The sequence below is a fragment of the Nannocystis punicea genome (genome assembly GCF_026965555.1).
In the GTDB taxonomy this organism is placed as follows: Bacteria; Myxococcota_A; Polyangia; order Nannocystales; family Nannocystaceae; genus Nannocystis; species Nannocystis punicea.
Genome location: NZ_CP114040.1, coordinates 12,558,884 through 12,581,143 on the forward strand (window position 1 = coordinate 12,558,884; position 22,260 = coordinate 12,581,143).

19 protein-coding genes and 1 tRNA gene are annotated in these 22,260 nt (G+C 73.0%); 10 read left to right on the forward strand and 10 right to left on the reverse strand.

The features are described from left to right. Positions 1 to 152: 152 nt before the first annotated feature. From O0S08_RS48360 to O0S08_RS48375, 4 genes are read left to right on the forward strand one after another with little or no spacing between them, the layout of a single operon-like run. Positions 153 to 815, forward strand: coding sequence for a hypothetical protein (locus tag O0S08_RS48360; protein ID WP_269036343.1), 663 nt, complete (start codon positions 153 to 155; stop codon positions 813 to 815). 40 nt (positions 816 to 855) lie between these two features. Beyond that, positions 856 to 1,407 (forward strand): RNA polymerase sigma factor, encoded by a 552-nt coding sequence (locus tag O0S08_RS48365; protein WP_269036344.1) that lies wholly within the window; start codon positions 856 to 858, stop codon positions 1,405 to 1,407. Next, positions 1,404 to 4,343 (forward strand): CHAT domain-containing protein, encoded by a 2,940-nt coding sequence (locus O0S08_RS48370; protein ID WP_269036345.1) that lies wholly within the window; start codon positions 1,404 to 1,406, stop codon positions 4,341 to 4,343. Before O0S08_RS48365 ends, O0S08_RS48370 begins: the two co-directional genes overlap by 4 nt. Positions 4,344 to 4,363: 20 nt before the next feature. Continuing rightward, positions 4,364 to 5,281 carry a prenyltransferase gene (locus O0S08_RS48375; protein ID WP_269036346.1) on the forward strand — a complete coding sequence of 306 codons (918 nt, stop codon included), beginning with the start codon at positions 4,364 to 4,366 and terminating at the stop codon, positions 5,279 to 5,281. Between the two features lie 212 nt (positions 5,282 to 5,493). On the opposite strand, the gene O0S08_RS48380 is transcribed toward O0S08_RS48375, so the two are convergent. Both O0S08_RS48380 and O0S08_RS48385 read right to left on the reverse strand, forming a co-directional pair. After that, on the reverse strand, positions 5,494 to 8,652 hold the full coding sequence (locus tag O0S08_RS48380; protein WP_269036347.1) for a serine/threonine-protein kinase: 3,159 nt from the start codon (positions 8,650 to 8,652) through the stop codon (positions 5,494 to 5,496). Positions 8,653 to 8,705: 53 nt separating this feature from the next. Continuing rightward, positions 8,706 to 9,131, reverse strand: coding sequence for a hypothetical protein (locus tag O0S08_RS48385; protein WP_269036348.1), 426 nt, complete (start codon positions 9,129 to 9,131; stop codon positions 8,706 to 8,708). Positions 9,132 to 9,195: 64 nt separating this feature from the next. Here O0S08_RS48385 and hemF point away from each other — a divergent pair, with 64 nt between their 5' ends. From hemF to O0S08_RS48415, 6 genes are all read left to right on the forward strand, one after another. Continuing rightward, on the forward strand, positions 9,196 to 10,134 hold the full coding sequence (gene hemF / locus O0S08_RS48390) for an oxygen-dependent coproporphyrinogen oxidase (protein WP_269036349.1): 939 nt from the start codon (positions 9,196 to 9,198) through the stop codon (positions 10,132 to 10,134). A gap of 218 nt (positions 10,135 to 10,352) precedes the next feature. Beyond that, the gene (locus O0S08_RS48395; RefSeq protein ID WP_269036350.1) at positions 10,353 to 12,662 is read left to right on the forward strand and encodes a TonB-dependent receptor; all 2,310 of its coding nucleotides are present in this window, start codon (positions 10,353 to 10,355) and stop codon (positions 12,660 to 12,662) included. An 18-nt stretch (positions 12,663 to 12,680) separates the two neighbouring features. Then, positions 12,681 to 13,637 (forward strand): PstS family phosphate ABC transporter substrate-binding protein, encoded by a 957-nt coding sequence (locus O0S08_RS48400; RefSeq protein WP_269036351.1) that lies wholly within the window; start codon positions 12,681 to 12,683, stop codon positions 13,635 to 13,637. Between the two features lie 570 nt (positions 13,638 to 14,207). Continuing rightward, positions 14,208 to 15,578 carry a sensor histidine kinase gene (locus tag O0S08_RS48405; RefSeq protein ID WP_269036352.1) on the forward strand — a complete coding sequence of 457 codons (1,371 nt, stop codon included), beginning with the start codon at positions 14,208 to 14,210 and terminating at the stop codon, positions 15,576 to 15,578. A gap of 12 nt (positions 15,579 to 15,590) precedes the next feature. Next, positions 15,591 to 16,262, forward strand: coding sequence for a response regulator (locus tag O0S08_RS48410; RefSeq protein WP_224197279.1), 672 nt, complete (start codon positions 15,591 to 15,593; stop codon positions 16,260 to 16,262). A gap of 151 nt (positions 16,263 to 16,413) precedes the next feature. After that, positions 16,414 to 17,709, forward strand: coding sequence for a hypothetical protein (locus O0S08_RS48415; protein WP_269036353.1), 1,296 nt, complete (start codon positions 16,414 to 16,416; stop codon positions 17,707 to 17,709). Positions 17,710 to 17,947: 238 nt separating this feature from the next. Here the strand turns inward: O0S08_RS48415 and O0S08_RS48420 are convergent. The 8 genes from O0S08_RS48420 to O0S08_RS48455 all read right to left on the reverse strand — a co-directional run bounded on the left by O0S08_RS48420 (position 17,948) and on the right by O0S08_RS48455 (position 22,221). Further along, positions 17,948 to 18,019 (reverse strand) — tRNA-Val (locus O0S08_RS48420). Between the two features lie 13 nt (positions 18,020 to 18,032). Continuing rightward, a complete protein-coding gene (folK, locus tag O0S08_RS48425; RefSeq protein WP_269036354.1) occupies positions 18,033 to 18,551 on the reverse strand; it encodes a 2-amino-4-hydroxy-6-hydroxymethyldihydropteridine diphosphokinase in 519 nt (172 codons plus the stop codon). Positions 18,552 to 18,600: 49 nt separating this feature from the next. Next, entirely contained in the window at positions 18,601 to 19,422 is an 822-nt protein-coding gene (locus O0S08_RS48430; RefSeq protein WP_269036355.1) for a hypothetical protein, read from the reverse strand. A gap of 12 nt (positions 19,423 to 19,434) precedes the next feature. Further along, a complete protein-coding gene (gene cyaY / locus O0S08_RS48435) occupies positions 19,435 to 19,755 on the reverse strand; it encodes an iron donor protein CyaY (RefSeq protein ID WP_269036356.1) in 321 nt (106 codons plus the stop codon). A gap of 34 nt (positions 19,756 to 19,789) precedes the next feature. Next, complete coding sequence (locus tag O0S08_RS48440) at positions 19,790 to 20,113, reverse strand: hypothetical protein (RefSeq protein WP_269036357.1); 324 nt, start codon at positions 20,111 to 20,113, stop codon at positions 19,790 to 19,792. 10 nt (positions 20,114 to 20,123) lie between these two features. After that, entirely contained in the window at positions 20,124 to 20,885 is a 762-nt protein-coding gene (locus O0S08_RS48445; RefSeq protein WP_269036358.1) for a hypothetical protein, read from the reverse strand. A gap of 85 nt (positions 20,886 to 20,970) precedes the next feature. Continuing rightward, positions 20,971 to 21,411 (reverse strand): protoporphyrinogen oxidase HemJ, encoded by a 441-nt coding sequence (gene hemJ, locus O0S08_RS48450; protein WP_269036359.1) that lies wholly within the window; start codon positions 21,409 to 21,411, stop codon positions 20,971 to 20,973. 33 nt (positions 21,412 to 21,444) lie between these two features. Further along, positions 21,445 to 22,221 (reverse strand): 7-carboxy-7-deazaguanine synthase QueE, encoded by a 777-nt coding sequence (locus O0S08_RS48455; RefSeq protein WP_269036360.1) that lies wholly within the window; start codon positions 22,219 to 22,221, stop codon positions 21,445 to 21,447. Positions 22,222 to 22,260 lie beyond the last annotated feature (39 nt).

Below are 22,260 nucleotides of genomic sequence, written 5' to 3' on the forward strand. Positions count from 1 at the left end.
GTTGTCGGGGGGCGAGAGCCTCGCCGTCGATGGGTCGCCCGCCAGGCCGCGCGCGGGCGGCCCGAGGCCCGTGAACGAACCCGTGGTTGGTAGAGTGGGCCGCCGCGCGGGCGGCCGAGCGCGCCTGGTCGCGCAGGAGGAGGAGCGGAGCAATGAACGTGTCACTCGTGATCCTCGCCGCCTGGTGGTCGGCCTTCGTCTCGCCGATCGTGCCGGTGAGCCCCAAGGTGCCGTCGCCGGTGCCAGGGCCGATGAAGCCCGAGTCGCCGTCGACCGAGGTCGGACCGCTGAACCCGAAGGTCCCGCCGCCGCCCGAGCAGATCGACACGAGCAAGCTGCCCAGGGTCACGCAGGCGCCGAAGTTCTCGTTCCGTGCGGGCAACTACTCCGCCGAGTCGCTCAAGCTGCCCGAGGTGTTGCAGCTGGAGAAGTTCGAGCACTGGCAGGGCGGACCGAACTGGCCGCAGCTCGAGAGCGCGGTGGTCGTCGTCACCGACAACTCGCAGGACTCGCAGCGGTTCCTGGCCTTCCTCGTCGACCTCAAGGAGCAGCGGGTCGCGGCGATCCGCGACGGCGACCTCGTCAAGCACTTCGGCACGATCGGCCAGGGCTTGCCCGGCGACGGCAAGTACCAGGAGGGCGCGCCGCAGAACTTCATGGGCCTCGCGGGCAGCGGCGCGGTGATCATTTTGCGTCCGCCCGTGCCGCCCGGCCCGCCCGGATTCCCCGACGATCTCGTGCGCAGGATCCTCGACACCGGCAACATCGCCGCGCAGGCGGGCCTCCTGATGCACGGCAAGCTCGCCCGCGGTTGACCGTCGATCTCGCGCGTGGCATCGTCCGCCGTCGCCATCCATGGGCCCGCCGCCAGTCATCGATCCGCCGATCGACGCCGCGGCGGACTTCCACCGCAGCCTGCGTGAGCACGAGCAAGCGCTGCGGGACCTCGCCTCGCGGCTGTGTCGCAACCCCGCCGACGCCGGCGACCTGTTGCAGGACACCTTCGAGCGAGCGCTGCAGCGGCGCGCGCAGTACCAGCCCGGGACCAACCTGCGCGCGTGGCTGTGCACGATGCTGCACCACCTCTTCCTCGACCGCTGCCGCGCGCGCGTCCGCGGGCCGACGCACGCCTCGCTCGACGAGGTCGCGTTGCCGGCGCCGGAGCCCGCGACCGAGCCGGCCTGGGCGGCGCTGACCCGCGACGACGTCGTCGCCGCGGTCGAGCGCCTGGAGCCCGACTTTCGCCGCGTGTACCAGCTTCACAGCCTCGAGGGCGTGCCGTATCAAGAGATCGCCGCGCGCCTGGGGATCCCCAAGGCCACCGTCGGCACTCGCCTCGCGCGGGCCCGCCGCAAGCTCCGTGACCTGCTGATGCCGGCCCGCGCCGCCGACGAGAGCCACCCATGACCCGCCGCTGCGACGACATCGACCGCTACTTCGACGGCGAGCTCGAGGGCGACGCGCGGGCGACGTTCGAGGCGCACCTCGTCGACTGCGCGACCTGTCAGCAGGCGCTCCACGTGTCGATGCAGCTGCAAGCGGCGACCGGGCCCGAGGCGGCGCCGGCGGCTCCGCCGATCTCGCTGGCCTCGCGCAGGCGGCGGGCGTGGTGGGCCGCGGCGCCGCTGCTCGCCGCGGCGGCCGCGATCGCGCTGTACCTGCGTGGGCCGGGCGATGAGCCCGAGCTCGGGCATGTCTCCGAGGGCATGTCGCAAGAGACAGGCGCTCCGGCGCTGACTCTGGCGCCGACCCGCGGCGTCGAGGCGCGGCTCAGCTTCGGTCCGGCCGACGTCCACCGCGAGTACGCGGTGCTGCGCGCCGGCGGCCCGGTGACGGGCGAGCCGATCCCGCTGAGCGAGCTGTCGCGGCTCGAGCAGGCCGGTGAGCTGCGCGGGCTGGCGGCCGCGCACGCGCTGCGCGGCGAGCTGGCCCAGGCCCGGGCGGTGCTGCTGCGGCTCGGGCCCTCGCCGGATCGCAACAGCGACCTCGCTGCGCTGGCGCTGATGGAGGGTCGGGCGGAGGAGGCGCTCGCGCTCGCCGACGCGGCGCTGGCGGGCGCGCCGGAGCACCTGCAGGCGCGCTGGAACCGGGCGCTGGCGCTGCGCGAGCTGGGCCTCCTGCGCCTGGCCGCGGACGAGCTCGACGCGCTCGCGGAGGTCGACACCCCGGCGTGGGGCGCGGAGGCGGTGCGCCAGGCAGTGATGCTGCGGTACGAGCCGGGCGCGCGCGAGCAGCTGTTCGTCGACGTGCAGCGGGCCGGCGCGGCGCTGATCGAGCGCGGCGAGCCGATCTCCGAGGAGGCGATCGCGGGGGCGCCGTCGCTGGTGCGCCTCTACTTCTACGACGCGGTGCGCGCGGCCCCGTCGCGGGCGCGGCTCGAGTCGCTGGCGCCGCTGGCCGAGCGGCTCGACCGCGTCGCCGGAGGACATGTCCTACAGGACATGCTTCAAAAGACATCCAAGGAAAACTTCGCCCGCCGCGGCCCGCTCGCCGAGGAGTTCGCCGGGCTCGCGCTCGGCCGCGGCGGCGACGGGGCCGAGCTGGCCGCCCGGGCGCGCGCCGCCAGGCAGGTCGACATCGCCCTCGGCGCGATGATCCACGCCGGGCTGGTGCGCGCCGACCTCGACGTCTTCATCGAGCTGGCCGAAAGTACAGGTGACCCGTGGCTGCGCATGCTCGTCGCCCAGGAGCGGGCGGGCGCGCAGGTCGACGCCGGCGACTACGCGGCCGCCGAGGCGACCCTGGAGGCGGGGCGAGCGCTGTGCGGGCCGGGGCTCGGCTATCGCTGCGCGCGGCTCGAGCTGGCCCACGCGGAGCTGCTGGCGCTGATGCACCGCCTGACCGAGGCCGCGGCGCCGCTCGCAGCCGGGGCGCGGCGGGTGACGCAGGACGTGCACTGGGGCGCCGAGACGACCTCCTTGCAGCTGCGCGCCGAGGTGGCCCGCCTGCGCGGCGGCTTCGGCCTGGCGCGGGCGATCACCGGCGAGACCTTGCTGCGCCTGCCGGGCGCGCCCGCGGCTCGCTGCCGGGCCGAGCGCCACGCGCACGACGTGCTCGCGGGGCTGGCGATCGTCGCGCTCGACGTCGCCGGGGCGCGGCGCGAGCTGCAGGCCGCGGCCGACTGCGAGCAGCCGCCGTCGCTCACCCGCCTGTTCGTGCAGGCCGACCTGGCGCGGATGAGCGGCGACCTGCGCGACCTCGACGTCGTGCTCGCCGGGCTGCAGGCGCTGCGAGCCGGCGGCCTGCGCGGCGGCGAGGCGGCGCTCGCCGATCACATCGAGGGTCGCGCGCGGCTCGCCGTCCAGCCCGAGGGCGCCCGCTCGCTCCTACGCCGGGCGATCGCCGCCGGCCGCGAGCTGCCGCGCAGCGACCCGCACGCGCTCAAGGCGGTGTCGTTCAGCTACGCCTCTCTGGTGTTCGACGCCGCCGCGCAGGGCGATCACGCCGCCGCTCTCGACCTGCTCGCCGAGGAGGTCGGCGCCGCCGCGCCGCGCAGCTGCGCCCTCGGCCTCGCCGTCGATCACGAGCGCGGCTACAGCGTGGCGATCGATGCGTCGGGCGCCGCGATCGGCCGCCTCGTCACCCGCACCGCCCCGGTCGGCGCCGACGAGGCGCTGGTGCCGGCCGACGCGATCGCGGCGCTGCGCACCTGCCCCGAGGTCGCGGTGTTCGCCCGGCCGCCCCTGGCCGGCCGCCCCGGCCTGTTGCCGCCCGAGATCGCCTGGTCGTACCACGTCGGTCACAGGTCCTTGCAGACAGGTTCTAAAAAACATGTCCCATCGGACATTCATGTGGTGGTCGCCGACGCGGCCGCGCCGGCCGCGCTCAATCTGCCGCGCCTGTCCCCGTGGACAGGTGAGAAGGACGCCGCGACGCGGGTGCTGACCGGCGCCGAGGCGACCCCGTCGCGGGTGCTGCAGGCGCTGCCCGACGCGGGGGAGATCGAGTTCCACGTCCACGGCCTGGTCGACCTCGCGGTGTCGGACGCGTCGTTCCTGGCGCTGACGCCCGACGCCGACGGCCGCCACGCGCTGACGGCCGGGCAGCTCCGCGGCGCCTCGCTGCAGGCGCGGCCGATCGTGATCCTCGGGGCCTGCCACGCCGGGCAGGTCGCGCCGTACCTGCACGAGGCGTGGAGCCTGCCGGTCGCGTTCCTCGAGGCCGGCGCGCGGGTCGTGATCGCCTCGCCGGCGCCCGTGCAGGACCGCGAGGCCGGCCCGTTCTTCGCCGCGGTGCGGGCGCGGATCCGCCAGGGCGCCTCGCCGGCGGTGGCGGTGCGCGACGAGCGGGTCCAGCAGGGCCCGGGCGCCGAGTGGGCCCTGCACGTGCTCGTCTTCGAGTAGCGGTGGTACCGTAGCGGCGCATGTTCGACCCCGCCGCGTGGCTGCAAGCGTCCCGGCCGCTGGCCCAGGTCAACCTCGTCGTCCCGCTGTGGCTCGGCCAGGCGCTGGCGTTCGCCCACACCGGCGCGTTCAGGCTGCCGACGCTGTACGCGTCGCAGATGTTCGTCGCGCTGCTGCTGCTGGTGATCGTGTTCAGCAACGACTACGCCGACCGCGACACCGACGCCGCCAACACCACCTACAACGAGTTCTCCGGCGGCTCGCGCGTGCTGCCGGAGGGTCGGCTGCGCCCGGGCGAGCTGCGCGACGCGGCCTGGCTGGCGCTGATCGGGCTGGCCGCGCTGTCGCTCTGGCTGGCTCTCGGGGCAGGTCGTCCGTGGGCCCCCGCGTTCGTGGCCGGCGCGGCGCTGCTGGTGTGGATCTACAACTTCCCGCCGCTGCGCCTGTCGTACCGCGGCGGCGGGGAGATCGTGCAAGGCCTGGGCACCGGGGTGTTGCTGCCGCTGTTCGGCTTCTACGTGCAGGCCGGCTCGCTCGCGGCGTTCCCGTGGCTCGCGCTCGCGCCGCTGTTCCTGCTCGGCGTGGTCGGCAATTTTCTCACCTCACTGCCGGATGTCCCTTCGGACAGGAGCTCGGGCAAGCGCAGCTACGCGGTCCGCCGCGGCCAGTGGGCGGCGCGCCGCCACAGCCTCGAGCTGCTGGTGATGGCGGCGCTGATGGGCGGCCTGGTCGTGCCCGGCCTCGGCGCCGCGGGCGTGGCCCTGCTGGCCGCGCCGGCCCTGGTCCTGGTGGCCCGCAGCGTCCCCTTGCTCGGCAGCGCCGACGCCGAGCAGCGCGACGAGTGCCGCCGCTTCATCCTCCTCGTCGCCGGCGCCGGCCACCTGCAGTGCGTGCTGTGGAGCCTCGCGCTGGTGGTGGTCGGCTTCTTGCGGCCGTGAGCGAGAGGCCGTGTCGGCCGTCACGTCTCCTTCCCGGCTAGCGCGTCAGGACATGTCCTTGGAGACATGCCCATGATCGTCAGCCCTGGACCCCAACAGGGGTAGGTGGTTTATAGAACATGTCTTATGCGACATGTTCTAAGCACCATGGTCGGGATCGGCCCGTCGTCCTGCCACACGCATGTCTGAAGAGACAGCTTCGGTACATCCGCTCACGGGCACGGCGGCGTCAGCAGCTTCAGCGCCTGCAGCGGCTGGCGGCTGGCGGGTGACGTGTCGCCGGCGCTTCTGCTGAGCCGGTCGGAGAGGCAGGCGGCCTCGCGGGCGCGGCTGCGGTCGCCGCCGCTACGGACCAGCGCGATCGCCAGCGTCTCGTGCAGCTCGGCCACGAGCTCAGGGCTGGGCCGGGCGTCCGGCACCAGCGGCAGCGCCCGTTCCGCCAGCGCCACCGCCTCGGCCGGTTTGCGCTCGCGGAGCGCGTACGCCAGGGCCAGCAGGGCCTCGAACCGGCGCGGGTCGTCCGGGCTCAGCGACGCGTCCTGCAGCGCGATCGCCTGGCGCGCGTGTCGCTCCGCCGCCGCGAACTCGCCGAGGTTGGTCTCGAGCCCGGCGATCGTCGTGTCGAGGTCGGACAGGTAGATGTGCGACTCGCCGAGGCTCGCGGACAGCCGCTCGCGCACGCGCGACACCAGGGCCAGCGCCTCCGGGACGCGGCCGAGCCGGCGCAGCAGCACCGCGTAATTCTGCTGCACCATCGCTGCGCCGAGGTGGTCGGGAGCGTGGCGCAGCTCGATCACCTTCAAGGCCGCGAGGTAGTGGCGCTCGGACGCCGCGTAGTCGCCGAGGCTGTGCTGCACCCCGGCCAGCAGCGCCTGCGTGTACATCGTCTCCGCGTGGTAGGGCACCAGAGTGGTGCGCTGGATCTGCTCGCAGCGCCGCAGCAGCCGCAGCGCCTCCTCGTGGTTGCCGAGCAGGTGCATCGCGCTGCCGAGGTTCGTCAGCGTCAGCGCCAGCTCCGGCGACTCGGGTCCCAGCAGCTTCTCCTCGATCCGCGCCGTCTCGCGCAGGTACCCTGCTGCGCGCGGCACCTGGTCGAGCTGCATCAGCACGCTCCCGAGGTTGTTGTACGACTGCGCCACGCCCACGCTGTCGCGCCCGAACGCCGCCAGTCGCAGCGCCAGCGCCTCTTCTCCGGTGCGGGCCGCCTCCTCGTAGCGGCCGAGCAGCTCGAGCGCGCCGCCGATGTCGTCGAGCGCCCTGGCGACGACGGGGTGACGCGGCCCGAACATCTCCGTCCAGCGGGCCAGGGCGCGGCGCTGGATCTCCAGCGACGCCTCGCCGTCGCCGAGCTCGGTGTAGATGCGGCCGAGTTCGGCCATCAAAAAGGGGCTCATGGTCGAGTTGCGGCACTCGAGATCGGCCTCGCACTCCGCGAGCGCCGGGACCAGGAGCTCGTACGCGCGCGAGAACTCGGTCGTCGCGATGCGCAGGTATTCGGCGCGCATCAGCTGCAGCGACAGCCGCTCGCGCAGCGAGCCCGAGCGGGCCACTTCGACCTCCGCCAGCCGCGACCACAGATCCCACACGGGTCGCAGGCGCAGGTCGCTGTCGAGGCGCTTCAGCAGGGCGAGCACTGCGCGACGGGCGGTCGCGTCGTCGCCGGCGCGGCGGGCCGCCAGGTAGGCCAGCTCCAGGCCATCGCGGCCGACCGCGAGGCGAGCGTTGTTGAGGTCGACGCGCGCGCGCACCAGCGCGAGCTCCGGCATGAGGTGCTGCGGCAGCGCCTCCGGCTCGACTTGCTGCAGCTCGAGCTCCGCCTCGCGCCCGCGGTCGGCGAGGATCAGCGCCTCGATCCGCTCGAAGCGCTTGCGCGCCGCCGCCTCCGCGATGGCCTCGGCCGCGGTCGCCGGCAGCGGGTGCTCGGCGCGCACGTAGCTGGTGTTGCTGCACGGCTCGAGCGCCGGCAGGGCCTCGACCGCCTCGACCGCGCGCTCGAGCGTCGGCGCCTCGGCCTCGCCCAGCAGCGCGACCGTCTCGGCCAGCGCGTGGCGGCGGCCCTCGAGGCAGGCCATGCGCAGCTCGAGCAGCTCCGGCGACTGCTCCTTGCGCACCGCGGTGTCCTCGCACGCGTCGCGGTGGGCCGCTGCCCACGCGGCGGCGTAGGCGTCGAGCCGGAGGTTCACGCGCGCGCCGACGTCGCGGGCGTACGGCAGGCCGGTCGCGGTGATGGCCGCAGAGAGCCTGTCCTTTTGTTCCTGTCCCCACGTACTTGTTATTCTCGCCGCTCCGTCGGTGCACAGCTCGGCGCGACCGACGACGAGGTTGCGGACGCCGAGGCCGATCAGCGCCGCCACGCACAGCAGCACCGCGGCGCCGAGCATGCGGACGCGGGCGCGCTCGGGGTCGCGGCCGGTCGCCGCCAGCAGCGCGTCCATGCTCGGGAACCGGCGCGCCGGCTCGGGGTCGAGGCCGCGGACCAGCGCCGCGTGCAGCCACGCGGGCGCGCGGCGGCCCGGCGGCGGCGGGGTCGTCCGGCCCTCGCAGATCGCCAGCGCCAGCGCTTGCAGGGTGTCGCCCTGGAACGGGCGCTGGCCGTAGAGCCCCTCCCACAGCGCGACGCAGAACGCGAACTGGTCGGAGCGCGCGTCGGCCGGCAGGCGCATGTACAGCTCCGGGGCGATGTACGCCGGCGTCCCGACCACCGCGCCGGCCACAGTCAGCTGTGAGCCCAGGGTGTTGCGCGACGAGCCCGTCGTGTGTTGCTCCGCGACCGTCGTCGGCGCGTCCGGCTCCGGCGCGCGGGCCAGGCCGAAGTCGAGCACGCGCACGCGGCCGTCGTCGCCGACCATCGCGTTGTCGGGCTTGAAGTCGCGGTGCACCAGCCCCGCCGCGTGGGCGGCCGCCAGCCCGCGACCGGCCTGCGTGAACACCCGCAGCACCTCGCGCCACGGCCGCGGCGTCGCCTCGAGCCACGCGCGCACGCTCTCGCCCTGGACGTACTCCATGGCCAAAAAGACATGGTCCAAGAAGCTACCGACCTCGTACACCGCGACCACGTGCGGGTGCGACAGCCGGGCCAGCGCCTGGGCCTCGCGGAGCAGGCGCGCGTGGCCTTGAGTGGTCTCGTGGTCGGCCTCGCCGTGCAGCAGCTTGATCGCCAGCTTGCGGTCGAGCTGCTCGTCGTAGGCGGCGTAGACCACCCCCATCCCGCCCGAGCCGAGCTCGCGGAGGATCGTGAAGCGCCCGATCCGGCTCGGCGGCTCGCGGACGCCGGGCGGGGGCCCGCCGGCCGCGAGGGTGGCCGCGTCGGCGAGCGTGCGCGCGATCAGCGTGGCTGCATCGTCGCGGGCCGGGGGCTGCGGCGCGTTCACGCCTGGCAGTTTGGCAAACTCTCGCCCACGTGGGGGGCGGACGGAGGCGCGCCTCAGCGCAGCAGGCCGCCGATCCGGCGACTGAGGCGCGCGCGCTCGAAGTCGGCGCGCAGCGACGAGATCCCCAGCGCGTAGATCGCCCAGAACACCAGGCCGACGCCGAAGCCCGCGAGCGTGGAGCCGAGGATCGGCGCCTCGGCCTGCATCTGTCGCAGCTCGCCGGCGGCCTTCTGCCAATTCACGGCGATGAACGCCAGCAGCACCGTGAGCGCCAGCGCCTTGAGCGCGGACAGGCCCGACAGGCGCGGGCGCGGGCCGAGGCCGCCGCGGTCGCCCTCGAGCAGTTGCATGAGCAACCCGAGCCACGACGACAGCATCGGCAGCACCAGCGCGCCCGCGATCCCGCCGAGGCCGGTCACTGCCAGGCGGAGGCGTTCGGTCGACAGCGGGATCTCGGCGGCGAGGTCGGACGGCGCCACGGGCGTGAGCCTACCGCAGAACGTGCGCGCGCGCGTGTGCGGCTGCGCGGCATACACTCGCGCCGTGGGGTCCAGCTATCAGACCGAGTTTCAGCGCCGCGCGCACGACGCCGTCATCGCCGTGCAGTCGACGATCTGCGCCGCCGTCGAGGCGCTGGAGCGCGAGCACGGCGGCAGCGGTGAGTTCGCCAGCGACGCCTGGGAGCGGTCCGGCGGCGGCGGCGGCCTGACGCGGGTCCTCCGCGGCGACGTGATCGAGAAGGGCGGCGTCAACACCTCGGCGGTGTTCGGCGAGTTGAACCCGCAGTTCGCCAGCCAGCTCGCCGGCACCGGCGCCAACTTCTTCGCGGCCGGCGTCTCGCTGGTGCTGCACCCGAAGAACCCGTTCGTGCCGACGGTGCACGCCAACTTCCGCTACATCGAGCAGGGCGACCGGCGATGGTTCGGCGGCGGCGCCGACCTCACCCCTTACTACTACTTCCCCGAGGACAAGGCCCACTTCCACGACGTCTGGCGCCACTTCTGCGACGCGCACCCCGGCATCGGCGACTACCCGCGCTTCTCCGACTGGTGCGATCGCTACTTCTATTTAAAACACCGCGGCGAGTCGCGCGGCGTCGGCGGGATCTTCTTCGATCACCTGTTCGTCGACGCGACGCGACCGGGCCACGACGAAGCGCTCTTGAATTTCATCCGCGACGGCGGCATGCGCTTCCTCGACGCCTGGCTGCCGATCGCGCGCCGGCGCTTGCCGAGTACCTACGGCCCGGACGAGCGCCGCTGGCAGGAGCTTCGCCGCGGCCGCTACGTCGAGTTCAACCTCCTCTACGACCGCGGCACCGTGTTCGGCCTCAAGACCGGCGGGCGCACCGAGTCGATCCTCATGTCGCTGCCGCCGCACGTGCAGTGGGGCTACGCCGAGGAGCCCGCGCCCGGGACCCCCGAGGCCGCGTTGCTCGCCGAGCTGCGCAAGCCGTTCCCCGGCGACGAGCCGAGTCCTTGAAATTTTAGCGAGCGGCATCGGCGGCGCCCTGCACCCGGCGATCTCCCCGCTCTCGTGCGCCGGCGCGGCGGATTCGTCTCCGGCGCCGCGCACGCGTCCACGATTTCGCGGCTCGATGAGCCCGTTCGCGCGCTCCGGCATCGGCGTCCAGGTGGATCCACCTGCTCCGATTCCGGGGTTTGCCCTGGCCGGACCTCGGCGCGACAATCCGCGGCCCGGTGGTCTTTCCCCTCCGTTCGTCGTGGCTGGTCGTCGTCGCCGTCGGGGTGCTGGCGCGCTCGGCCGCGGCCGCGCCTGCGCCTGTCCGTAAGAGCATGCCCCAAGAGACAAGTCCGAAAGGACCTGTCCCCGAGGGCCCGAGCGCTCCGGCTGCGACGACTCCGTCCGCGCCGACCAAGCTGACTCGAGAGGCCGCCGAGCAGGCGCGCACCGTCGGGCGGACCACGGTCCGCGGCGCGCGGGCGGACAGCAGCCACGACACGCGGGCGGCCAGCGTCGTCACCCGGCGCGACCTCGAGGAGCGGCTGCCGCGTTCGGCCCCGGACGCGCTGCGCTTCGAGCCGGGCGTGTACGTGCAGCAGACCGCGCACGGCCAGGGCTCGCCGTACGTGCGCGGCCTGACCGGCCAGCAGACGGTGATGATGTTCGACGGCATCCGCCTCAACAACAGCACCTTCCGCTACGGGCCCAACCAGTACTTCTTCACCATCGACTCGCGCACCCTGCAGAAGCTCGAGGTGTTGCGCGGCGCCTCGTCGACGCGCTACGGCTCGGACGCCATGGGCGGCGCGCTGCTGGCGACGCCGATCGACCCGGCGCTGGAGGCCGGCGGTCCGCGCGGCTGGTACGGCCACTCGAAGGCGATGATGCGCACCGGCACCGCCGACGGCGAGATCGGCGGGAGGGCCCAGCTCGACGTCGGCTACAAGGGCAAGGTCGGCCTGTTCGGCGGCGTCGGCTACCGCGACGTCGGGCTCCTCCGCGCCGGCGGCAAGCTCCTGTCCCCGAGTACAGGTCAGCCCGTCAAGTCGCCGCTGTTCGCCGCCGACGGCGTCACCCAGCGCGGCACCGGCTTCCGCGAGTTTACCGCCGACGCGCGCCTCGTCTACCAGGTGAACGACAAGCACCGCCTCACTCTCGGCTACTACGACTACCGCCAGTTCGACGCCCCACGCACCGATCGCTGCCCGCCGGTCACCGCGCCGCAGAGCGAGTGCCTGACCTACGACGAACAGTTCCGCACCCTCGTCTACGGCGCGTACGACGTCCAGGACGGCCCGGCCGCGGCCGAGACGGTGCGCTGGACCGTCAGCTACCAGCACCAGCACGAGCGGCGCCGGTTCGACCGCGGCGCCGACTCCACGTACCGCATCATCGGCCGCGACGAGGTCTACTCGCTCGGCACCGGCCTCAACATCGGCACCAAGAATTTCCGGCTCGCCCGCGGAGTCGACCTCAAGGTCAACTACGGCCTCGACGCCTACTTCGACACCCTGCGCAGCCAGGCCTGGAACACCTTCCTCGACGTCGGCATCACCACGCCGACCACCTCGCAGTACGCCAGCGGCAGCCGCTACCTGACCTCGGGCGTGTGGACCGAGGCGACGCTGCGGCTGTTCGACCGCGTCGAGCTGCGCGCCGGCGGCCGCGGCTCGCTCGTCGTCGCCAAGGCGCCCGGCAACCTCGACCCGATGGTCGGCCGGCGACCGATCGACCAGACCTGGGGCGGCGGCGTCGCCGGCGGCGGCGTCGCGGTGCGCCTCCTCGACGGCGTCCGCTGGATCACCAACCTCGACCAGGGCTTCCGCGCGCCCAACCTCGACGACCTCACCAGCCGCCAGGCCACCGGCGCCGGTCAGCAGTACGAGAACCCCAACCTGCGGCCGGAGCGGGCCCTGTCTTTGGAGACAGGTTTCAAGATCGAGCGCCCGCGCATCGAGCTGCAGCTGTTCGCGTTCCAGTCGTGGATCGATCGCCTGATCACGCGGGTCCGCTTCGACCGCGACCAGTGCCCGCCGGACGACAACATCTGCGGCGCGGCGATCTACAACGTCACCCTGGCCAACATCGCCGGCACCAGCCACATCCGCGGGGTCGACGGCGCGGTGCGGCTGTTCCTGCCGAAGGGCTTCGGCATGCGCGCGACCGCGGCCTACACCTGGGGCGACGGCCCCAACCCGGTGGCGGGCCTCGATCCCGTGCGCGTGCCGCTGTCGCGGATCCCCCCGCTCAACGGCACCGTCGAGATCAACTGGCGCCACCGCCTCGGCCTGTTCGCCAGCACCGCCCTGCGCTGGGCCCGGCCGCAGACGCGCCTCACCGAGACCGACAAGAACGACCAGCGGATCCCGCTCGGCGGCACCCCCGGCTTCGCGGTCCTCGACCTGCGCGCCGGCTACCGCCTCCAGCCGCACGCGCTCGTCGTCCTCGTGCTCGAGAACGTCACCAACGCCGCCTACCGCTACCACGGCTCGAGCATCAACGGCCCCGGGCGCGGGCTCAACGTGCTGATCGAGGTCGGCTTCTAATTGGAGTACACCGTCGCCATGGCCGAGACCGCCGACGACCCGCGCGCCTCCGCGTCGCTCGCCGCCCTGTGGGCCGCGGTGCTGCTCGGCGTCGCCGGCGTGGCGATCCTCGCCGCGGTGTTCGTCGGCCCGCTGCTGGCCGGCTCGCGCGAGCCGCCCTTCCTCGAGGGACAGGTCCCGAAGAACTCGCAGCTCTACCAGCGCTCGACCCCGCGGCCGCACGGCGTGCTGCACCTGGCCGGCTCCGGCAGCAACATCCCGCTGACGCGCGCGCTGGCCGACGCCTTCGTGGCGAAGAACCCCGACGCGCACATCGTCGTGTTCGAGAGCATCGGCTCGTCGGGCGGGGTGATGGCGGTCTACGACGACGTCGTCGACCTCGGCCTGATCTCCCGCCCGCTGAACGAGCGCGAGATGCACCTGGGGGTCGACGACATCCCCTACGCGCGCGTGCCCGTGGTCGTCGCGGTCAACCTCTCCGTCCCCGACACCGCGATCTCCACCGCCGAGCTGGCCGACATCTTCGCCGGCCGCAAGACCCGCTGGTCCGACGGCGCGCCGATCACCGTGCTGCAGCGCGAGCGCGGCGACTCCGGCCACGCCGCGGTCGCCCAGGCCCTGCCCGCCTTCGCCGCCGCCGACGAGGCCGCCTACCGCGAGCACCGCTGGCGCGTCATCCTCCACGACCGCGCCATGCAGGAGGCCCTGGCGATCACCCCCGGCGCCGTCGGCCTCCTCGACGTCGGCGCCATCAGCCTCCAGCGCCTGCCCCTCCGCGCCCTCGAGCTCGACGGCTACGCCCCCAGCGAGGCCAGCGTCCAGTCGCGCCGCTACCCCTTCTCAAAAGACCTCGCCTTCGCCGCCCTCGAGAGCCCCACCGGCCTCGCCGCCGAGTTCATCCGCTTCGCCCACTCCGACGAGGGCCGCGTGCTGATGAAGGCCCACGGCTACATCCCGCTGCCGGAGGTCCAATGAACTTTCGCGCAGGTGCGAATGGGCATGTCCTTCGGGTCATGTTCAGAACAGGCCGACGGTCGCGCGGTCGCACGGGCCCCGACGCTCGAGCCGCGCGCGCGGGCGTGAGGTGGCCGAGGTCGAACCGTGTCGCATGGGACATGTCCGGTTCGACATGCGCTCGGCAGCGCGATCCCGGCTCTTCCCTCGCGGGCGTGAGGTGGCCGAGGTCGAACCGTGTCGCATGGGACCTGTCCGGTTCGACATGCGCTCGGCAGCGCGGCCCCGGCCCTGCTCTCGCCGGCGCGAGGTGGCCGAGGTCGAACCGTGTCGCATGGGACATGTCCGGTTCGACATGCGCTCGGCAGCGCGGTCCCGGCCCCGCTCTCGCCGGCGCGAGGCGGCCGAGGTCGAAACGTGTCGCATGGGACATGTTCGGTTCGACATGCGCTCGGCAGCGCCCCGGCCCCGCTCTCGCCGGCGCTCGGCGGCCGGGAGCGCCGCATGTCGCAGGGGACATGCCAAGCGCGCGGCGCCCCGGCCCGCGCTCCGCCCTCCCGGCCAGGGCTCGCCCTTCGCGTCGAGGTGAGCATGTCTGAAAAGACATTGCCCGAAGGGCATGCTCTTTCGGGCAAGGTCGGCCTGCGTCGCTACCTGTCGGCGCGCATGCTGCCGCTGGTGGTGCTCCTGCTGGTGCTGGTGTCGGCCTCCGCGCCGCTGGCCTACGCCACCCTGCAGGCCCGCGGCCTCCGCTCGCAGGCGCGGGCGACGGCGGTGCAGGCGGCCGACGCGATCGCGCGCGAGGTGCAGGAGCGGCCGGTGCTGTGGCGCTACGACGCCGGCAAGCTGCTCGCCCACCTGCGCGCCTACGCCGACAACACCGGCGCGGCGCGCATCGAGATCGCCGACCGCTCGGGCGTGCGGATCCCGCTGGACACCGGGTCGATCACCGGCCCGGCGGCGGCCGCCGGACCGCTCGCGTGGGAGGCCGCGCCGATCGTCCTCAACGAAGAGGTCGTCGGCCACGCGTGGGTCGCAGTCAGCCTCGCCGAGGCCCGCTACGCCGCCCTCCTGCTGCTGGGCCCGTTCGGCCTGCTCGGCGTCGGCCTCGCCGGCCTCCTCTACTTCATCCCGCTCGGCGCCATCACCCGCGCCGAGCGCCGCATCGAGCAGAGCCAGGCCGCCCTCGCCCGCTTCAACCAGACGCTCGAGCAGCAGGTCGCCGAGCGCTCCTCCCAGCTCGGCCAGGCCTACGAGCAGCTGCGACAAAAAGAGGGCCGCCTGCGCGAGCTGTCGGCCCGCGCCGTGCTGCTCCAGGAGGCCGAGCGGCGCGTCATCGCCCGCGAGCTGCACGACTCCGCCGGCCAGGCGCTCACGGCGATCCGCATCAACCTCCAGCTCATGGTCCAGCTCGCCGAGCCCGACAGCAAGGTGGCGAAGATGGCCGCGCGCACGCTGACGATCGTCGACGCCACGCTCGAGGAGATCCGCCGCGCAGTCAGCATGCTGGGCCCGGCGATCCTCGACGACGTCGGCCTGGTCGCCGCGATCGAGCGGCTGTGCGACGACTTCGAGCGCGAGGACCTCGAGATCTCGCGGGAGCTCGAGGTCCCCGAGAGCGGGCTGTCCGCCGCGCTCGAGAGCGTGTGTTACCGGGTGACCCAGGAAGCCTTGACGAACGCCGCTCGCCACGCCGGCGCCAGCGAGCTACGTGTGGTCCTGAAGGTCGAGCCCGCGCACATCGTGCTGGAGGTCCGCGACAACGGTCGGGGGTTTGTCCCCGGCGAGCGCGGCGAGGGACGCGGCGGCCGCGGCCTCGTCGGCATGCGTGAGCGCGTCGAGCTGCTCGGCGGCAACCTCCGCATCGACACCGCGCCCGGGGCCGGCACTGCCATCCGCGTCGAGTTGCCGCGGCGGGCGCTGAGCGACGATGGCGACGACTCGGCCGTCGTCGTCGCGTGATACAGTCCGCGCGTGAGCACCAAGAAGACCATCCGGGTCGTCCTCGCCGAAGACCACACGATCGTCCGCGAGGGCCTGCGCGCGCTGCTCGACGTGCGCGACGACATCGAGGTCGTCGCCGAGGTGGCCGACGGACGCGCCGCGGTCGAGGCCGTCGCCGCCCACAAGCCGGACGTAGCGATCATGGACCTCGGCATGCCCGAACTGAACGGCGTCGATGCCACGCGAGCGATCCGCAAGGACTTCCCCGCCACGCAGGTGCTTATCCTGTCGATGCACTCGGGTGAGGAGTACGTCCGCCCGGCCATCCGCGCCGGCGCCAGCGGCTACCTGCTCAAGGGCTCGGGCCTGTCCGACCTGGTCGCCGCGATCCAGGCCGTCTCGCACGGCGACGCCTTCTTCAGCCCGTCGATCGCCAAGATCGTCCTCCACGACTCGCGGCGCGACGCGCGACCCGGCGGTCGCGAGCCGCAGCCGGGAGACGCCCTCACGAACCGCGAACGCGAGATCCTCCAGCTCGTCGCCGAGGGCCGCTCGAGCCCGGAAATCGCGCGCCAGCTCAGTCTCAGCGTGAAGACGGTCGAGGGCCATCGCGGCCGGATCATGGCCAAACTCGACGTGCACCACGTCGCCGGCCTCGTCCGCCACGCGATCCGCATCGGCCTCGTCTCGCCGGACGCGTGAAAAATTCGGGCAGGTGCTGGGAGCCCCGTGGGGGCCGTCCGTGACGCTTTTCGCGCCAGGTGGATCCCCTTAAAGTCGGTCGCGGGGAAGTGCCGTAGGCCGGGGGTAAAGGCGTCGATACCGTCGCGGGGAACCCACAGCGAGTTTCCCCATGAGAAATTTAGCCCTTTGCACTGCCCTGGTGGCGCTCACCGCCTGTCCGGCCGAGGACCCGAGCACCACTGATTCGCCTACCACGGACCAGACCACCGACAACACGACCACCGACGGCACCGACGGCACCGACGGCACCGCGACGGACGCACCGACCGGGACCACGGAAGAACCGACCGGGACGACCGAGGAGCCGACCGGGACCACGGACCCGGGGACCACCACCGAAGGTGCCTGCGACGGCATCGACATCCCGGGCATCGACGAGTCCGCCTGCGAGCCGCTGGCCAGCGACTACCAGCCCCGCGAGAACAACTCGGCCGACGACGAGTGGCCGGCTTGTGTGTCCGACGACGGCCCGTACACCCTCGTCGACAGCCCGCCGAGCACGATCGCCCGCATCGTCGCCTACGAGAACATCGCCGACTTGCTGTGGCGCAAGGCCGACCCGACCGGCGACGACTTCACCGCGGCGCGCAACGAGTACGTGCTCCCCGAGGGCCTCGAGTCGCGCCTCGTCCGCCGCGAGGACATGCACTACCCGCCGATCCCCGAGGCCGAGTGGGACCCGCAGGTCGACCCCGACAAGCAGTGCACCGTCGAGGCGCTGGTGACCAAGTACCCCGAGCGCTGCGTCGGTCCGGCGCACATCCAGCCGATCGTCGACGAGGCGTTCGCCGCCGGTCAGGCCGGCGAGGGCGACGCCAACATCCACGCTGCGCGGATCCACGGCGGCCTGCTCTGGTTCCTCTACCTGTCGGTCTACAAGGAGGCCAACACCTGCGCCACGGTCGCGCCGAAGGACTGCGACTCGGCGTGGGCCTACTACACCGGCGGCGAGGCGATCGACGCCCCGATCGGCATCGCCGCCGAGGTCCAGGCGCTCAGCGCCAACGCCCACGAGCGCATCCACGACGGCATCATGGCCACGCGCTGCTGGCGTGACATCGCCCAGGACATGGGCGAGTACCCGCTGCTCGACGAGCTGCCCACCGACCAGCAGGACCTGTTCGCGCAGGGCTGGGAGCAGCTCGACCAGGGCCTCCACCGCGGCTACGCCGTGATCGTCCGCGACTACATGCAGCAGTACGTCGACGCCGCGTGCAGCAGCGCCGAGACCAACGTCCTGTGGGCCTTCCTGCAGGTCGCCGGCCCCGTGCTGGGCCGCGAGGCCGAGGAGCGCGCCGCCTCCGCCGCCGCCGACCTCGCCGGTCTGTGGGCCGCCGAGGCCCCCGGCCCCGAGGAAGTCGCCAAGGGCATCGCCGCCCTCGACGAGATCTTCCCCTGCCCGTAAGGACATGACCTGAAGGTCAGCATGGGGCCGAGCGCCGCGCGCTCGGCCTCTTGTAATTTCAGGACATTGTCCATGGGACATGTCCTAATGGACAGCCGCGATCGCCTCGATCACCCGCATCACGCGAGAGCCAAAGGCGCGCCTGCGGGAAGATGTCCCGAAGAGCATGACTTTTTAGTCATGTCTCATGAGACAGCACGAAGGGGCCGGCGAAGCGCTCGGCCCCTTCGTGCTGGGATAGGCGGAACAGGGTTCGAACCTGCGACCCGCGCCTTGTAAGGGCGCCGCTCTACCGCTGAGCTATCCGCCTGGGCGCCGGGAAGCTAGCACAGCGGGGCGCTGTCGTGCGCGAGGATCGTGCGATCCTCGGGGGAAAGGGCCGCGAGCAGCTCGGCCGCCGTGGCGCCGCCGCCTGGGCGCAGGTCCGGGCGCAGCGCCGCGAGCGGGGCCAGCACGAAGTCGCGACGGGCCAGCTCGGGGTGGGGCAGCGCGAGCCGCTCCGTGTGGACCTGCAGCGAGCGGCCGGCCTCGGTCATGACCAGGAGGTCGAGGTCGAGCGTGCGCGCCTCCCAGCGCTCGCGCCGGGTCCGGCCGTGCCGGGCCTCGAGCGCGAGGAGCTCCGTCAGCAGGGGCTCCGGCGCCAGCCCCGTCCGCAGCTCGACCACCGCGTTGAGAAACGGGTGCAGCGACGGCCCCAGCGGTCGGGTCTCGAACACCGGCGAGCAGCGCAGCAGCTCGGTCCCCGCAATCACCCCCGCACGCAGCTCCTCGGCCGCCGCCCGCAGCGTCGCCGCCCGGTCGCCGAGGTTGCTGCCGAGGCCGACGTAGGCCAGCGCAGTCATCGTGACCTCCATCGCGCGCGCGCCGGCGCGGGGCGAGCATCGAGGACGATCATTGCGGCCCCGACCGGGTCGTGCCCGTGTGCGGCGCGTCCGCCGTGTGTGCGTACGGGGTCACCAGCGAGATCGGCAGCGCCCCCGCGAAGCCGATCCGCAGCGTCGCCGCCAGCGCCCGAGGAGGAGAATCTGTCTCCGAGGACATCTCGGGTTCGGCCGGCAACGAGAAGCGGACGCGCCCCTCGGCGTCGGCGGTGCTGGCGAGGACGCGCTCGCCGATCACCAGCTCGACCGCGCGGCCGCTCGCCGGCCCGTCGGGCGGCGAGCACGGCTGCACCGGCCCCTCGCGCAGCGCCACCGTGTCGCTGACGTGCACCCGGTCGCGCGCGCGCACGCTGTCGACGATGCCCGCGGTCAACAGCCCGAGGCCCACCGCCGTGAACACCCCGCCGACGCGGCGGCCCGTCTTGAGGTCGCGGACGTACTGCATGCGGTCTTCGTCGTAGCTCGCCTCGGCCGCGAACAGCTCCGGCCGCGCGAACGCCAGCGCCGACACTCCGAGGGCGACCGCGGCCAGCCCGTACTCGAAGTAGATCATCGCGTCCGGCTTGCGGACGATCCGCTCTTCCTGTCGCGCGGCCAGGTGCGCCACCGTCTGGCACGACCGCAGCTCGCGGAGCTCGACCTCGAGGTTGCCGCCGCGCTGCGCCCAGCGGGCCTCGACCGCCACCGCGACGACCTTGACCTCGTTCACCAGCGGTCGCGCGTCGGGGCGGACGGTCGTGCGGATCACCGTCTCCGAGGTGATCTGCGAGCAAGCCGCGGCGAGCGCCGCGACGAGGCCCAGAGCCGTCGAGGAAGGTCGGACCTCGCGCACGCGATCACCTGGTCAAAGGGACACCTCGGTCCCGAGCTTGGCGCCGACGACCCGCGCGACGGTCGCCATCAATTCATCGTCGGTCTTGCGGGCGACCCACTTGCCCTGCTCGGGCACGAAGTCGAAGTGCCACGCGGTGGTGCCGGCGGCCATCCAGATCTGCCCGGCCGCGCTGTGGGCGTTGATGACGAAGCGCGCGCCGTCCTTGAACGCCAGCGTGAGCACGTCGCCGGCGAGCTGGACGTCGAGCTCCTCGAGCTCGAGGGAGCCGAGGCCGGCGTCGATGTGCTCGAGCGCCTTGGCCGACCGCTTGAAGAAGTCCTTCTGCTCCATGGCCCGTGAGGGTTACGCGATCGTGCAGAGGCGGTCAATTCGCCGGTGTCGGGGCCGCCGGGGGCGACTTGGAGTCCTCCGCGTCGGCCGCCTTCGCGGGCGCTTCGGCCGTGCCGGGCGGCCCGCTCTTGCTGGGGTCGAAGCCCATCTGCCGCGCCTGGTCCTCGGTGATCTCGACGACCTCGACCGACTTGCCGTCGGGCAGGGTGAAGGTGTGCTTGCGCCCGTCGAGCACCGGCGCGGCCTGCTCCTGCTCCTGCTCGGCCTTGTACTTCTGGCACGCCTGGTAGCCGAAGAAGGCGAGCAGCGGGCCGTAGATGCAGATCCGGATCAGGACGCCTTTGGATGGCAGTTTCATGGAGGATGTCTCAAGGGTCAGACGTGAACTTGAGCGACCGCCAGGTCGCGACCGAGGCGCGGCTGTCGGCGTGGAGTCGAGAGGCGCCGCTGGCGGGCTCGAGCGCCCCGGTGGCGACGCGCGACAGGCGGAGGGTCGCGCTGCACGGCTCGGGCCGGGTCAGGCCGGTCTTGAGCTGGCCCTGGGCCACCTGCGCCGCGCCCTCGTCGGGCAGCTCGAGCTCGAACGGCTCGGCCAGGCAGGCGACGCCGTCGATGGCGTCGTCGATGCGGGCGAGGATCGTCGCCTCGGGCCGCGCCGGCGTCCACGCGACATCGAACGCCTGCGTGCGCGGCAGCTTGGCGCCCGCCTTGGGCGCGGTGATCTCGAACGCCGGGGCCTCGACCGACACGAGGTAAGTGGCCGCGTAGTCGTCGTCGACGAGCCGCAGCTCGTGCTTCACCGCCCCGCCCTCCTTGGCCTTGTCGACGCCGTCGACCTTGTAGACGTAGGAGCCGCTGGGCCGGCGCACGCGCGTGGCCGCGGTGCCGTCGACGCTGATCGAGCTGCGCTTGCACAGCGCGAGCGACAGCCCGGCGTCGTCGTCGACGCGCTTCACTTCGATCTCGGTGCGCGCCTGCTTGCCGTCGTGGTCGATGTACGCGGTGATGAGCAGGCCCTCGTCGGCGAGCGCGGCGCACGACGCGTCGGCGTCGTCACAGGCGGGCAGCCACGCGCACGCCGCCAGCGCCAGGAGGCGACAGGACGACGCGCAGCGGGGCAGGGCGACCATCTTCGGCAGGATAGCAAAAAACCGGGGTCGCGTTGCACGGGCCGCGTCGCGGGCGCAAACGGCCGGCCGGGCCGCGCGGAGCGGATCAGCCGCCGAAGTGCGGCTTGACGACGACCATGATGACGATGAGAAAGAGCGGGACGAGCGGCGCCTCGTTGAGCAGCCGACATTGCCGCGAGGTCAGGTTGTAGCGCCCGGCCGCGAGGTCCTTGCGGACCTTGCCGCAGTACAGGTGGTAACCGATCAGCAGCAACAGGCCGAGCAGCTTGGCGTGGAACCACCCCTGCGCCATGTAGAAGCCCGGCATCTGCACGAACAGGGCGACGCCGAAGGTGGCGGTGAAGATCATCGCCGGCCAGCAGATCCCGCGGTACAGCCGCCGCTCCATGGTCGCGAGCAGCTGGGTGATCTCCGGCTTGTCGCGGTTCTCGACGTGATAGACGTACAGCCGGAAGATGTAGAAGAGCCCGGCGAACCACGCGACGAAGCCGATGATGTGGAACGCCTTGAGCCAGGAGTAGAGCACGGCTTCTTTTTACCCCTTCCCCGCGCCGCGAGGTCAGGTGCCGGGCGTGTGACCGAACATGTGGATGTGGAGCCGCTCGCCGAGGCGAAACCCGCGCTCGATGCAGATCGGCAGCAGCGCCCGGTAGGCCTCGCGCAGGGCCTCGCTGTCGGTGCACTCGGGCATCAGGAGCACGCGGCCGCGCTGCTCGTCGGGCAGCGAGAGCTCGCGCAGCAGCGCCTCGACCTCGGCGACGTCGGCGGCGCTGGCGTCGGCGCGGACGACGAACTTGAGCTGCCACGGGTAGCTCGCCATCAGCCGCGCGAGCACGGGGAGGTTGAGGCGCGCGCGCTCGTGCCGCTCGGCCTGCGCCGGGTCGCGGGCCCACGGGGTGCTGTGGCGCAGCTTGGGGCTCAGCGACACGAGGTCGCAGGCGAGCCCGTCGAGCCACACTGTGCCGGCGGTCTCGACGGTGATGTGGTGCCCGGCCTCGCGCAGGCGGCGGCTGAGCGCGGCGACGCCGGCGAACAGGAGCGGCTCGCCGCCGGTGAGGACGACGTGGCGCGGCCCGGCGGCGCAGAAGGCGACCAGCTCGGCGAGGTCGGTGCGACGGCCCGAGGGGGCCCAGGAGGTCGCCGGCGAGTCGCACCACGCGCAGCGCAGGTTGCAGCCGGACACGCGGACGAACGAGCTCGGGACGCCGACGAGCGTGCCCTCACCCTGCAGCGAGACGAAGCGCTCCTGGATCGGCAGCCACGTCGGCGGTGAGGTCGAGAGCGACGGCGCGGCCGGGTTCGGGGCGCTGCCGGGCGGGTCGAGGAAGGCGGTCATGCGCGCGGCGTCGCTGTACCGCACTTGCGAACCGCAGGC